Below are 13,076 nucleotides of genomic sequence, written 5' to 3'. Positions count from 1 at the left end.
CTCCCGGTCGGGGCCACCGTGGAGTCGGGTGCGCCGACCCGGACCCTCGAGGTGAGATCCTCGGGCGAGGAGGCGGCGGGCCCTGGGGGAACCGGGCCCGCGCGGACGCGCCGGCGCGATCTCTTCCGAACCAGTGTCTCCACGGTGGCCGCGTCGTTGCAGCGTGGACGAGGCTCGTCCGCTCGTATCCCGTCCGGCCGGATGCGGCGGCGGGGAGGGTCGAGTGGGCCGTGCGGCGCCGGTGGGGCGCACTGGACGACCGATTCTCCTCAGGTGATGTGATGCAAAACTACCGCGGGTCCCCGGCGTTCTCCAAAGTGTGACCCTGCGTTCCAGCATCCGGACGCTCCTCCGAGTCCCGGGGACGGCGCCCGAACACCCCCAGCATGATCAGCCCGAGGACCACCAGCAGCCCGGCGGTCCACACGTGGATGCGCAGCCCCAGCAGCTCCTGGGAGTGGTCGATGCGCAGGAACAGCTCGATCATCAGCCGACCGAAGCCGTAGTAGGCCACGTAGGCCCAGAAGGTCTGGCCCAGCTTCAGCAGCCCGCGGCGGGAGATCCACAGCAGCAGCAGCGCCCCGAGCACGTCCCAGAGGGATTCGTAGAGGAACGTCGGGTGGAACAGGGTGCCCGGCGGGTACTGGTGCGGGAAGTTGTAGCTGGTGGGGTCGATCTCCAGGCCCCACGGCAGGGTCGTCGGCTTGCCGAACAGCTCCTGGTTGAACCAGTTGCCCCAGCGGCCGATGCCCTGGGCCAGCAGGATCCCGGGGGCCGCGGCGTCGGCGAACTTGGTCAGGGACAGCCCCAGGCGCCGGCAGGCGATCCAGGCGCCCAGCGCCCCGCAGGAGATCGCCCCCATGATGCCGATGCCGCCCTCCCAGATCTTCAGGGCATCCCACGGGTTCCGGCCGGGCCCGAAGTAGTCCTCGGGCGCGGTGATCAGCACGTGGTACAGCCGGGCCCCGACCAGCCCGAGGGGGATCGCGACGTAGGCGATGTCCCAGAGGGTGTCCGGGTCCTCCCCTGCCGCGGCCCAGCGCCGGGAGGTCAGCCACAGGCACACGACGATGCCCAGCAGGATGCACAGCGCGTAGGCGTGGATCGTCAGCGGGCCGAGGTGGAAGGCGCTCCAGGACGGCGACGGGATGGCCGCCAGCACGGCGAGCGGGCTCACAGGCGGGACTCCCCGGACGGGACCCGCGGATCCCGCGGAGCGGTGCTGGGGGCGGGCTCGGCCGCGTCGTCCCCGGAGGGCTCGCGCCCGGCCAGCTGCCGGGTCAGCGCCCCGACGGCCTCGGGGCCACCCTCGCCCAGGGCCCGCACCAGGGCGGTGCCGACGATGACGCCGTTGGCGTAGGCCCCGATCTGCTCGACGTGCTCCCGACGCGAGACGCCCAGGCCCACGCACACCGCGGGCGCCCCGGCGGCGCGCAGGTCCGCCACGAGCTTCTCGGCGGCGTCGGAGACCTTCTCCCTGGCCCCGGTCACGCCCATCACCGAGACAGCGTAGACGAAGCCGCTGGAGGCCCGGGAGATCATCTCCAGGCGCTGGGCGGTGGAAGAGGGAGCGGCCAGGAAGATCCGGTCCAGCCCGTGCGCGGCACTGGCCGCGAACCACTGCTCGGCCTCCTCCGGGACCAGGTCCGGGGTGATGATCCCCGCTCCCCCGGCCTCGGTCAGCTCCCGGGCGAAGCGGTCCACGCCGCGGCGCAGCACCGGGTTGATGTAGGTCATCACCACGACGACGGCGTCCGTGGCCGCGGTGATCTCCCGGACCGCGCGGAACAGCTCGTCCACCCGGAAGCCGCGGGCCAGGGCCATCGCGGTGGCCTCCTGGATCACGGGCCCGTCCATGACGGGGTCCGAGTACGGCACGCCGAGTTCGATGATGTCCGCCCCGGATCGGCCCAGCTCGATGGCCGCGGCGATGGACTCCTCCGTGCTGGGGTAGCCCACGGGCAGGTACCCGATGAGGGCGGGTCGGCCCTGCTCGCGGCAGGCCGCCAGGCGCTCGGCCAGCCGGGAGTGCTCGGGGGCCGGCGGGAACTCGGTGGGCAGCCGGATCCCGCGGGGTGCGGCCTGCTCTGCCCCTTCCGGTGCGGCCTCGGCGCGGCGGGCTGCGGTCGGGTCGGTGCTCATCGCTGCATCCCTTCGGCGGTGTCCTCGTGCTGGTCGGTGGGCAGCTGCTCGGCGGCCTGCGGGTCCGCGGCGTGCACGGCGTCGGTCTGGGTCTGCGTGCCCGCCCCGTGCAGCTGGGAGCTGGGCTCGGCCTCGCCCAGCCCGAACCAGCGCACCGCGGTGTCCATGTCCTTGTCCCCGCGTCCGGACAGGCACACGACCATGACCTTCTCCCGCGCCGCCTCCGGGTCCTCGGCCTTCCACTGCTCGATCACCCGCAGCGCCCCGGCCAGGGCGTGGGCGGATTCCACCGCGGGGATGATGCCCTCGGTGCGGCACAGCAGGCGCAGGGCGTCCATGGCCTCGGTGTCCGTGACCGGCTGGTAGGAGACCCGCCCGATGTCGGCCAGGTGCGCGTGCTCCGGGCCCACCCCCGGGTAGTCCAGGCCCGCGGAGATGGAGTGGGACTCGATGGTCTGCCCGTCCTCGTCCTGCATCAGGTACGTCATCGCCCCGTGCAGCATCCCCGGGCGCCCCAGGGTGATGGTCGCGGCGTGGCGACCGGTCTCCACCCCGTCTCCGCCGGCCTCGAAGCCGTACAGGTCCACGGGGTCATCCAGGAAGGCGTGGAAGATGCCGATCGCGTTGGAGCCGCCGCCCACGCAGGCCGCGACGGCGTCGGGCAGGGCGCCGGTGGCCTCGCGCACCTGGGCGCGGGCCTCGGTGCCGATCGCGTCGTGGAAGTACCGGACCATGGCCGGGAACGGGTGGGCGCCGGCGGCGGTGCCCAGCAGGTAGTGGGTCGTGTCCACATGGGCCACCCAGTCCCGCAGGGCCTCGTTGATCGCGTCCTTCAGGGTGCGCGAGCCGGTCTGCACCGCGACCACCCGGGCCCCGAGCAGCTGCATGCGCGCCACGTTCAGGGCCTGGCGCCGGGTGTCCTCCTCGCCCATGTAGATCACGCACTCCATGCCGAAGTACGCCGCTGCGGTCGCCGTGGCCACGCCGTGCTGGCCGGCGCCGGTCTCCGCGATGAGGCGGGTCTTGCCCATGCGCCGGGCCAGCAGGGCCTGACCCATGACGTTGTTGATCTTGTGGGAGCCGGTGTGGTTCAGGTCCTCGCGCTTGAGGAATATCCGGGCGCCGGCCCGTTCGCTGAGGCGTGCGGCCTCGGTGAGCAGGGAGGGGCGGTTGGAGTACTCGCGGGAGAGTCGCTGGAACTCCTCGGCGAAGGCCGGATCCGCCTTGGCCTTCTCGAAGGTCTCCTCCAGCTCGTCCATCGCCCGGATCAGCGATTCGGCCATCCACCGGCCGCCGTAGCGCCCGAAGTACGGCCCCGGGGCATCGCGCAGGGAGTGCGCGCCCGCGGAGCCGTCGGGGCGGTCCCCGGCGAGGAAGGCCTCGGCCAGCCCGGCATCCCCGGCGTCCCGGGCTCCGGGGTCCTGGGGGGTTGCCGTGCTGGCGCCGTCGCGCGGCTGCTCGCTCATGCCCGCTCCTCCTCGATGCTCTCCAGCCGGGCCGCGCGGGCCCGGCGTCCGTGGTTGCGGAACTCGGAGACGGCCTCGCGCGGGTCCTCGGTGCGCACCAGCGCCTCCCCCACCAGCACGACGTCGGCCCCGGCCGCGGCGTAGTCGGCGACCACCTCGGGGCCGGTCACCCCGGATTCGGCGACGATCAGGCGCCCCTCGGGGATCCGATCCGCCAGGGTCGCGAAGTGCGCGGGGTCGGTCTCCAGGGTCTTGAGGTTGCGGGTGTTGATCCCGATGATCTTCGCCCCGGTGGCCACGGCCCGGTCCACCTCCTCCTCGGTGTGGGCCTCCACGATCGCGTTCATGCCCAGCCGGTGGGTCAGCTCCAGGTACTCGCGCAGCTGTTCGTCATCCAGGATCGCCGCGATCAGCAGCACCAGGTCCGCCCCGTGGGCGCGAGCCTCCCAGATCATGTACGGGTCGATGACGAAGTCCTTGCGCAGCAGCGGGATGGAGACCTCCGCGCGCACCGCGTCTAGGTCCGCCAGGCGACCCTGGAAACGGCGGGACTCGGTGAGCACCGAGATCGCCGCAGCCCCGCCGGCCTCGTACTCGTGGGCCAGACGAGCCGGCTCCGGGATCTCGGCCAGGGCCCCCTTGGAGGGGCTGGCCCGCTTGACCTCCGCGATGATCTCGACGGTGGCGACGCCGGCGCCGCGCAGGGCGGCCAGGGCGTCGCGGGTCGGGGAGACGGAGGCGACCTTCTTGGCCAGCTCCTCGAGGCTGATCTCGGCCCGGCGGGCCTCCAGGTCCTCGCGGACTCCGGCGATGATCTCGTCCAGGACTGTCATGGGGGTGGTGCGTCGCTTTCGGATCGGGTGCGGGGAACGGTGGGGAAGCCGTTAAGCCGACAGCGCCCCTCTGGAGCCCCGGGCGCCGTGGTGGCGCGGGGTCAGGGGGCGCTGCGGTCGGAAGACGATGGGGCTAGTCCTCGGCGGAGCGGGCCCGGGCGAGGGTGTGCTTGCCGTCCTTGCCGTAGCCCAGGGCCTTGAGCACGGCGGAGCCGCCCAGGCCCACGATCATGATGCCGAAGCCCACGCACATGCCCACCAGGTGGAAGGTGTCGAAGGCGACGGTGGCCACGATCAGCCCGATCGTGGTGACGATGACCAGGAACCAGGCGGCCACGGTGCTGCCGTGGCCCTCCACCGGCTCGGAGACCAGAACGTCGGGGTTGTCATAGGTCACGGGAAGTGCTCCTTCTGCGCCCAGGGTGCGATGCGTATGCTCCGACTCAGTCTAGTGCATGCCGGTTCAGGCGGTGGGATCCTCGCCGCGGCTGAGCCGATCCCAGGCGTCGATGTCCCGCGCGTGCGGGGCCTGCTCGGGCGCCGGCGCCGTCTCCCGGGTCGCCGCGGCCCGCTGCTCCGGGCGTTCGAAGCGGCGCCCGGCCCCGCGCCAGGAGCGGGAGGCCCGCCACAGGACCACGGCCATGACGACGATGCCCACGGCGAAGACCAGGCACACCCACGGCCAGGGGTGCACCGTGTAATCCCCGCCCGCTCCGACCGCGCCGGTGCGCTGCCCGACGCTGGAGCGGGCGGCGCCCTCCGGGTCCAGAGGCACGCTCAGCGCCGCGAGCGCCGTGCCGATCCCGGCCAAGGCGATGACGGCGCAGATCACCGTGCGCAGCACGGGCCCGGCGATGCGCACCGTGAGCACCCCGGCCAGCGCGACCAGGGCGAGTGCGGAGACCGCGGGTGCCGCGGTGGTGCCGGGCACGTCGATGTCCTGTCGCTGGGCCAGCACGGTGTCCACCCGGGCGGTGACCCAGGTCGGCAGGGTCGCCGCGAAGGCCAGGGCCGGGACCAGGAGGCTGAGCAGGATCAGCCGGCCCACCCCGCGGGTCCGGGGGGTCCGGGAGTCCTCCTCCCCCTCGATCGTGGGGGCCGGGGTCCGTGCCGCGCTCACGAGGCCGCCCCGTCCCGGGCGCTATCGGCCGCGTCGGCCTTGGGGCCCGCCCCGTCGGCGTCGGCGTCCAGGGGCGTGAGGTCCCGGGCCGCGAGCACCGCCCGCAGCGGGGCGGCGGATTTCGCGACGGTCTCCGCGGCCTCGGATTCCAGCACGGAGTCGGCGACGATCCCGGCCCCGGCCTGCACCCAGGCGCGGCCCTTGCGCAGCACCGCGGTGCGGATCGCGATGGCCATGTCCATGTTCCCGGCGAAGTCGAAGTAGCCGACCACCCCGCCGTAGACCCCGCGCCGGTGCGGCTCGTACTCGTCGATGATCTGCAGGGCCCGCGGCTTGGGCGCCCCGGACAGGGTCCCGGCCGGGAAGGCCGCGCGCAGCACGTCGTAGGCGGTGGCCTCCTCGGCCATCTCGGCCTGGACCGTGGAGGAGATGTGCATGATGTGGCTGAACCGCTCGATGTCCATGAACTGGGTGACCTCCACCGTGCCGGGGCGGGCGATGCGGGAGAGGTCGTTGCGGGCCAGGTCCACGAGCATCAGGTGCTCGGAGCGCTCCTTCTCATCGGCCAGCAGCTCCTCGGCCAGGGCCAGATCCTCGGTGCGGTCGGCACCCCGGGGCCGGGAGCCGGCGATCGGGTGGGTCGTGGCGGTGCGGCCCTGGACCGTGACCAGCGCCTCCGGCGAGGAGCCGACGATGTGGAAGGGCTCGGCGGCCTCGTCGTCGGCGGCGAAGGTGTACAGGTACATGTACGGGGAGGGGTTGGTGCGGCGCAGGGTCCGGTAGACCTCCAGCGGGGAGGCCTCGCAGGGGGCCTCGAAGCGGCGGGAGAGGACCACCTGGAAGATGTCCCCGTCCCGGATGGCGTGCTTGGCCTGCACGATCGCGTTGAGGAACTGCTGGCGCTCCCAGCTCTCCTGCACCTCCTCCTCCAGCCGCTGCTCCACATCCTGCGGGGCGGTGGCGGTGGAGACGGTGGTGCGCGGCAGGGGCCGGGAGAGGTCGGCCAGCATGGCGTGCACGCGGGCGACGGCGTCGTCGTAGGCCTCATCCACCCGGGCGTCCGTGCCGTCCCAGTTCACGGCGTTGGCCACCAGGGTCACGGTGCCGTCCCGGTGGTCGTGCACGGCGAGGTCGGAGACGAGGTTCAGGGCGAATTCGGGCAGGTGCAGGTCATCGGTCGGCGGGTGGGGCAGGCGCTCCCAGTGGCGCACCGCGTCCCAGCCGACGTAGCCGACCAGCCCGGAGGTCAGCGGGGGGACGTCCTCGAAGGGCTCGGTGTGCAGGATGCGCAGGGTCTCCCGGATGGCCTCGGCGGGGTCCCCGCCCTCCGGCGCCCCGGCGGGCACGGTGCCCTGCCAGTGGGCGGCACCATCCTTGGCGGTCAGCGTGGCCCGGGAGCGCACGCCGATGAAGGACCAGCGGGACCAGGAGGCGGATTCGTTCGCGGATTCCAGGAGGAAGGTGCCGGGGCGGGGTTCCCCGTCCCGGGCGACCAGGGCCCGGTACAGGCCGATGGGGGTCATCGCGTCGGCGACCACGCTGGCGCGCACGGGGATGACCCGGCGGGTGCGGGCCAGCTCCCGGAACTCCTCGCGGGTGGGGCGGATCTCGGGGGTGCGGGTCATGGCCGGTCCTCCTTCGGCGGCTGACGGTCGGCGGCGGGTGCTGCGGGGTCTGCGGGGATCTCCTGCGGGTCGCCGACGACGGCGGGCAGCGGGTCGGCGTCGAAGCAGGTGCGGGTGCCGGTGTGGCAGGCGGCCCCGATCTGCTCCACGCGCACCAGCAGAGCGTCGCCGTCGCAGTCCAGGGCCACGGAGCGGACGTACTGGCGGTGCCCCGAGGTGTCCCCCTTGCGCCAGTAGGCCTGGCGGGAGCGGGACCAGAAGGTGACCCGCCCGGTGGTCAGGGTGCGGCGCAGGGCCTCGGGGTCCATCCAGCCGAGCATGAGGACTTCGCCGGTGTCGTGCTGCTGGATGACGGCGGCCAGCAGGCCCTGCGGGTCCAGCTTCAGCCGCTCGCGGATCGCGGGGTCCAGCTCGGGCTGCTGCGCGGCGTCCTGCGCGGGCTGCTGCGCGGGCTGCTGCGCGGGGGTCTCGGGAGTGTTCATCACCCGGCCACTGTACCCGCCCCGCTCCCCCGCCCGCCGTGGCGGGGCTTGCGGTGCGGGCTCCGGGCCTACCATGGGCAGATGACGATGATCACCGAGCTGCGCGCCCACCTGGCCGAGGTTCTCAAGGCCGCCGGACCGGACCGACCCACCCTGTGCGAGGGGTGGCGGACCCGGGACCTGCTGGCCCACCTGCTGCTGCGCGAGACCCGCCCGGATGTCGCGGCCGGGGTCGCGCTGCCGCCGCTGGCCGCGCGCACCGAGCGGCTGACCCGGCAGCTCGGGGACCAGCTGGCCTCCCCCGACGAGTACGCCGACGGCCTGCGCCGCTTCACGGGGGCGCGCACCCCTACCCGGGCGATCGGCCGGGTGGATGCGGGCATGAACACCATCGAGTACCTGGTGCACCGCGAGGATGTGGTGCGCGGGCAGGAGGAGGGGCGGGCCGAGCTGGCCGCCCTGACTCCGTTCCGTCCCGATGAGCAGGAGCTGATCTGGGGGAAGCTCGGCGGAGTCGGCCTGATCTCGGCCCTGCGCCACCCGGGCGGGCTGCGCCTGGTCGGCACGGACGCCGACGGCGAGCCGGTGTTCGGCGAGCGCGTGCTGCGCCGCCCGGCGCGCGAGTCCCTGCCGGGTCGGGCGGTGCAGGCGGTGGTGCGCGCCCCGGAGGAGGAGCCCGTGACGGTCACGGGCCAGCCCCTGGAGCTGCTGCTGCACCTGTTCGGCCGGGAGGCCGACGTCGAGCTGAGCTGAGGGCGAGCTCAGCTGAGGGCCCGGGCGGGGCGGATCAGCCCCGCGCGGTCTTCCTCAGCGGACCTCGTGGCCGGCGGCGCGCAGGGCGTCCTTGACCTCGGCGATCGCGTTCTCCGGGCCGAAGTGGAACACGGAGGCCGCCAGGACCGCGTCGGCCCCGGCATCCACGGCCGGCGGGAAGTCCGCGGGCTTGCCGGCTCCGCCGGAGGCGATCAGCGGCACGTCCACGACGGCGCGCACCGCGCGGATCATCTCCAGGTCGAAGCCGTCCCGGGTGCCGTCGGCGTCCATCGAGTTCAGCAGGATCTCCCCGGCCCCGCGCGCAGCACCCTCGCGGGCCCACTCCACCGCGTCGATGCCGGTCAGGCGCCGCCCGCCGTGGGTGGTGATCTCGAAGCCCGAGGCCGTGTTCCCGGTGCGCTTGGCGTCCACGGACAGCACGAGCACCTGGTTGCCGAAGCGCCGGGCGATCTCGTCGATGATCGCGGGTTCGCGCACGGCCGCGGAGTTCACGGAGCACTTATCCGCCCCGGCGCGCAGCAGTCGGTCCACGTCCGCCACGCCGCGGACTCCCCCGCCCACGGTCAGCGGGATGAACACCTGCTCGGCGGTGCGCCCGACGACGTCCCAGGTGGTCTCCCGGTTCCCGGAGGAGGCGGTCACATCCAGGAAGGTCAGCTCATCGGCCCCGGCCCGGTGGTAGCGGGCGGCCAGCTCCACGGGGTCCCCGGCGTCCACCAGGCCCTCGAAGTTCACTCCCTTGACCACCCGCCCGGCGTCCACGTCCAGGCAGGGGATCACACGCACGGCCAGCCCCATCGGCTTCCTCCTCCTGTTCCGGTGTGTGCGGTGCGGCGTCCGGTCAAAGCCGGGCCGCGGCGATCGGGGAGACGAGGATGGCCCGCGCCCCGACCTCGTAGAGCCCGTCCATGATCCGGTTGGTCATGTTCTTGGGCACCATGGCCCGCACCGCGTACCAGCCCTCCCGCTGCAGCGGGGAGACGGTGGGCGCCTCCAGGCCCGGGGTCTGGGCGGTGGCGGCCTGCAGGTGCTCCTCGGCGACGTCGTAGTCCATCAGCACGTACTGCCGGGCCACCAGGACCCCGCGCAGCCGCCGGGAGAGCACCTGCAGGGCGTCCGTGTCCGGGGTGCCGGGGCGACGGATCAGCACGGCCTCGGAGCGCATCACCGGCTCCCCGAAGGGCTCCAGGCCGGCCGCGCGCATGGTGTTGCCGGTCTCCACGACGTCGGCGATCGCATCGGCCACGCCCAGGCGGATCGAGGACTCGATGGCCCCCTCCAGGCGCACCACGGAAGCCTCGATGCCCCGGGCGGTGAGGTGGTCGGTGACCAGCTTCTGGTAGCTGGTGGCGACCCGCTTGCCCGCCAGCTCCGCCACCGCGGAGAAGACCCCCCGGGGCCCGGCGAAGCGGAAGGTGGAGCGGGCGAAGTCCAGGGGCAGGGTCTCCTCCGCCCCGCCCGGGGAGTCCATCAGCAGGTCCCGCCCGGTGATCCCCACGTCCAGGGTCCCGGAGCCGACGTACACGGCGATGTCCCGGGGGCGCAGGTAGAAGAATTCGACGTCGTTGGCCTCATCGGCGAGCACCAGCTCGCGGGAGTCCCGCCGCTGGAGGTAGCCGGCCTCGGTGAGCATGGTCTGGGCGGCCTGGGAGAGGGAGCCCTTGTTGGGCACGGCGATGCGCAGCATCCGTGGGGTGTCCTTCCGGGAGGGGCGGGATCAGAGGTAGCGGTAGACGTCGGCGGGGCTCAGCCCGCGCGCGATGAGCATGACCTGCAGATGGTAGATCAGCTGGGAGGCCTCCTCGGCCAGCTCCGCATCGGACTGGTACTCGGCGGCCAGCCACACCTCGGCGGCCTCCTCGACGATCTTCTTCCCGATGCCGTGCACCCCGGAGTCCAGCTCGGCGACGGTGCGGGAGCCCTCGGGGCGGGTGGCGGCCTTCTCGGCCAGTTCGGCGTAGAGCGTCTCGAAATCCTTCACGGTCCCCCAGCCTACCGGCCCGCGCACCGGGTGCGCGGACCGCAGGCTGAAGCGTCTCACCCATCGGGCGGGGCCGGGACCCCTCCGGAGGGGCCGCGAGGGATCCGGGCGGGCTCAGTCCAGGTCGGCCAGGACCAGGGCGGTGCGCACCGCGGCGTCGGCGGCCTCCGCGCCCTTGTCCTCCCGGGAGCCCTCCAGCCCGGCCCGGTCCCGGGCCTGCTCCTCGTCATCGCAGGTCAGCAGGCCGAAGCCCACGGGGGTTCCGGTCTCCAGGGCCACCCGGGTCAGCCCGTCCGTGGCCGCGGAGCAGACGTAGTCGAAGTGCGGGGTGCCGCCGCGGATGACCACCCCCAGGGCGACGACGGCGTCGTGGGTGCGGGCCAGCCGGGCGGCGACCACCGACAGCTCGAAGGAGCCGGGCACCCGGACCACGGTGGGCTCGGGGACTCCGGCCTCGGCCAGGGTGCGGCGGGCCCCGGCCAGCAGGCCGCCCATGACCTCCTCGTGCCAGCTGGCCGCGACGATCCCGACGCGCAGGGTGCGCGCGCGGGGATCTCTCGGGGTGTTCGGGTCGCGTCGGGGTGCTCCGTGTCCGCTCATCGGGGTGTCCTCTCGGTCGTCATGGTCAGGTCCAGCAGGTGGCCCATGCGCTCCTTCTTGGTGCGCAGGTAGCGGGCGCTGTGCTCCTGCGGGGGGATCTCATCCGGCACCAGCTCGCGCACCGGGATGCCGGCGGCGCGCAGCCCGTCGGCCTTGGCGGGGTTGTTGGTCACCAGCCGGATCCCGGTGTGCAGGCCCAGGGCCCGCAGGATCGCGGCGGCCTCCTCCCAGGTGCGGGCATCGGCCGGGTGGCCCAGGGCCAGGTTGGCCTCCACGGTGTCCAGGCCCGCGTCCTGCAGGGCGTAGGCCCGCAGCTTCTCCCCCAGGCCGATGCCGCGGCCCTCATGCCCGCGCAGGTAGACCAGGGTGCCGCCGCGTGCGGCGAGCATCGCCAGCCCCTGGCGCAGCTGGGGTCCGCAGTCGCAGCGCAGCGAGCCCAGCACGTCCCCGGTCAGGCACTCCGAGTGCAGACGCACCAGCGGGGCGCCCGGGCCAGTGCGGGGTGTGCCGTCCGGGTGCACGGCGGTGGCGGACAGGTGCTCCACCCCGCCCGCCCCGGGCCAGGCGCGCACCGCGAACAGTCCGTGCTCGGTGGGCACCAGCACCGGCTCGGGCGCGGGAGGCGCGGTCGGGGCGGCGTCGAGGTGGGCGATCAGCTGCTCGATGGAGATCATCGGCAGTCCGTGCTCATCGGCGAAGGCCCGCAGGTCCGGGCTGCGGCGCATCGAGCCGTCCTCGTGCACCACCTCGGCGATCGCTGCGACCTCGGGCAGCCCGGCCAGGCGCATCAGCTCCACCGCGGCCTCGGTGTGCCCGGGACGGTCCCGGACCCCGCCGTCCACGGCCCGCAGCGGCAGCACGTGCCCCGGGCGGGTGAGGTCCGCGGGGGTGCTCGCGGGGTCGGCGAGCACCCGCAGGGTGCGGGTCCGGTCCGCGGCGCTGATCCCGGTGGTGATCCCGGCGGCGGCGTCGCAGGTGACGGTGTAGGCGGTGCCCTTGGGGTCTTCGTTGCGCGCGAGCATCGGCGGCAGCCCCAGGGCGTCGGCCCGCGCGGTACTCATCGGGGCGCAGACCACCCCGGAGGTGTGCCGGATCATGAAGCCCAGCCCCGCCGCATCCAGGGTCGCGGCCGCCCCGATCAGGTCGCCCTCGTTCTCCCGGTCCTCATCGTCCACCACGACGACGAGCCCGCCGGTGCGCAGGGCGGACAGGGCCTCCTGGACCCGGTCCAGGCGCACCGGCTCGGCGGCGGCGTCGGGGTCGATCGCCGCGGGGGCGCGGTGCGGTGCGGCGGCCGACCCCGAGGCGACGGGGCGGTCCGGTGCGTCCGCCGCGGGGGTGTCGTCCTCGGGGGCGCTGTCGGCTCCCAGCAGCGCCCGCTCGAACTCCCGCGAGCGCAGCAGGTACTTGGCCACGGCGTCGGTCTCCAGGTTCACCGCATCCCCGATGCGCACGCCCCCGAGGGTCGTGGCGGTGCGGGTCGCGGGGATCAGGCCGACCTCGAACCAGGCGGGGGTGGTGCCGGCGGGGCTGGTGCGGGTCACGGTCAGGGAGACCCCGGCGACGGCGATCGAGCCCTTCTCCGCCAGCTGCGGGGCCAGACGCTCGGGGGTGCCGATGCGCAGCACGGTCCAGGCGGGGTGCTCGGTGATCGCCATGACGCTCCCGGTGCCGTCCACGTGGCCCTGCACGATGTGCCCGTCGAAGCGCCCGCCGGCCGGCAGGCAGCGTTCCAGGTTGACCGCATCTCCCGGGGCGAGGCGGCCGATGGTGGTGCGCTGCAGCGTCTCGCCCATGACGTCGGCGAGGAAGACGCCCTCGCCGGCTTCGGGGTCGGGCACGGCGGTCAGGCACACGCCGTCCACGGCCAGGGAGCCGCCGTGCGGCAGGTCGCGGATGAGGTCTCCGGCGCGGAGGCGCAGCCGGGCGGCGTCGCCGGTGCGCTCCAGGGTCTCGACGGTGCCGAGATGGTCGATGATTCCGGTGAACATGGGGTCCTCTCCGGCGCGTCGTCGGCGGCGCGCCCGTTCTCGAGGGGTGGGGGTCTCAGGTG

The 13,076-nt window shown here is 74.0% G+C and carries 14 protein-coding genes; 1 reads left to right on the top strand and 13 read right to left on the bottom strand.

All coding sequences use genetic code 11. From position 1 onward, the window contains the following. Positions 1–289: 289 nt before the first annotated feature. The 8 genes from lgt to hisI all read right to left on the bottom strand — a co-directional run bounded on the left by lgt (position 290) and on the right by hisI (position 7,668). Entirely contained in the window at positions 290–1,177 is an 888-nt protein-coding gene (lgt, locus tag I6G21_RS08580) for a prolipoprotein diacylglyceryl transferase (RefSeq protein WP_058731319.1), read from the bottom strand. Then, positions 1,174–2,142: a tryptophan synthase subunit alpha gene (gene trpA, locus I6G21_RS08575; RefSeq protein WP_129357562.1), complete on the bottom strand. Its 969-nt coding sequence runs from the start codon at positions 2,140–2,142 to the stop codon at positions 1,174–1,176. Before trpA ends, lgt begins: the two co-directional genes overlap by 4 nt. After that, the gene (trpB, locus tag I6G21_RS08570) at positions 2,139–3,608 is read right to left on the bottom strand and encodes a tryptophan synthase subunit beta (RefSeq protein WP_129357563.1); all 1,470 of its coding nucleotides are present in this window, start codon (positions 3,606–3,608) and stop codon (positions 2,139–2,141) included. The genes trpA and trpB overlap by 4 nt, the downstream gene beginning before the upstream one ends. Further along, complete coding sequence (trpC, locus tag I6G21_RS08565; RefSeq protein ID WP_058731320.1) at positions 3,605–4,441, bottom strand: indole-3-glycerol phosphate synthase TrpC; 837 nt, start codon at positions 4,439–4,441, stop codon at positions 3,605–3,607. The genes trpB and trpC overlap by 4 nt, the downstream gene beginning before the upstream one ends. Positions 4,442–4,574: 133 nt before the next feature. Continuing rightward, on the bottom strand, positions 4,575–4,838 hold the full coding sequence (locus I6G21_RS08560) for an HGxxPAAW family protein (RefSeq protein ID WP_061225461.1): 264 nt from the start codon (positions 4,836–4,838) through the stop codon (positions 4,575–4,577). A 66-nt stretch (positions 4,839–4,904) separates the two neighbouring features. Then, a complete protein-coding gene (locus tag I6G21_RS08555) occupies positions 4,905–5,561 on the bottom strand; it encodes a Trp biosynthesis-associated membrane protein (RefSeq protein WP_129357564.1) in 657 nt (218 codons plus the stop codon). Then, positions 5,558–7,186: an anthranilate synthase component I gene (locus I6G21_RS08550; RefSeq protein WP_129357565.1), complete on the bottom strand. Its 1,629-nt coding sequence runs from the start codon at positions 7,184–7,186 to the stop codon at positions 5,558–5,560. Before I6G21_RS08550 ends, I6G21_RS08555 begins: the two co-directional genes overlap by 4 nt. Continuing rightward, the gene (gene hisI / locus I6G21_RS08545; RefSeq protein WP_129357618.1) at positions 7,183–7,668 is read right to left on the bottom strand and encodes a phosphoribosyl-AMP cyclohydrolase; all 486 of its coding nucleotides are present in this window, start codon (positions 7,666–7,668) and stop codon (positions 7,183–7,185) included. The genes I6G21_RS08550 and hisI overlap by 4 nt, the downstream gene beginning before the upstream one ends. An 81-nt stretch (positions 7,669–7,749) precedes the next feature. On the opposite strand from hisI, the gene I6G21_RS08540 reads away from it, so the two are divergent. After that, a complete protein-coding gene (locus tag I6G21_RS08540) occupies positions 7,750–8,421 on the top strand; it encodes a maleylpyruvate isomerase family mycothiol-dependent enzyme (RefSeq protein WP_129357566.1) in 672 nt (223 codons plus the stop codon). Between the two features lie 54 nt (positions 8,422–8,475). On the opposite strand, the gene hisF is transcribed toward I6G21_RS08540, so the two are convergent. The 5 genes from hisF to ribB all read right to left on the bottom strand — a co-directional run bounded on the left by hisF (position 8,476) and on the right by ribB (position 13,014). Continuing rightward, positions 8,476–9,240, bottom strand: a complete 765-nt coding sequence (hisF, locus tag I6G21_RS08535; protein WP_129357567.1) for an imidazole glycerol phosphate synthase subunit HisF — start codon at positions 9,238–9,240, stop codon at positions 8,476–8,478. Positions 9,241–9,283: 43 nt separating this feature from the next. Further along, the gene (gene hisG, locus I6G21_RS08530; protein ID WP_129357568.1) at positions 9,284–10,129 is read right to left on the bottom strand and encodes an ATP phosphoribosyltransferase; all 846 of its coding nucleotides are present in this window, start codon (positions 10,127–10,129) and stop codon (positions 9,284–9,286) included. A gap of 30 nt (positions 10,130–10,159) precedes the next feature. Then, a complete protein-coding gene (locus I6G21_RS08525; RefSeq protein WP_058730306.1) occupies positions 10,160–10,423 on the bottom strand; it encodes a phosphoribosyl-ATP diphosphatase in 264 nt (87 codons plus the stop codon). 114 nt (positions 10,424–10,537) lie between these two features. Beyond that, positions 10,538–11,023 carry a 6,7-dimethyl-8-ribityllumazine synthase gene (ribH, locus tag I6G21_RS08520; protein WP_058730307.1) on the bottom strand — a complete coding sequence of 162 codons (486 nt, stop codon included), beginning with the start codon at positions 11,021–11,023 and terminating at the stop codon, positions 10,538–10,540. Then, positions 11,020–13,014 carry a 3,4-dihydroxy-2-butanone-4-phosphate synthase gene (gene ribB / locus I6G21_RS10860; RefSeq protein ID WP_129357569.1) on the bottom strand — a complete coding sequence of 665 codons (1,995 nt, stop codon included), beginning with the start codon at positions 13,012–13,014 and terminating at the stop codon, positions 11,020–11,022. The genes ribH and ribB overlap by 4 nt, the downstream gene beginning before the upstream one ends. Positions 13,015–13,076 lie beyond the last annotated feature (62 nt).

The sequence above is a fragment of the Rothia kristinae genome, assembly GCF_016028855.1.
In the GTDB taxonomy this organism is placed as follows: Bacteria; Actinomycetota; Actinomycetes; order Actinomycetales; family Micrococcaceae; genus Rothia; species Rothia kristinae.
This window is presented reverse-complemented; position numbering and strand designations above follow the sequence as displayed.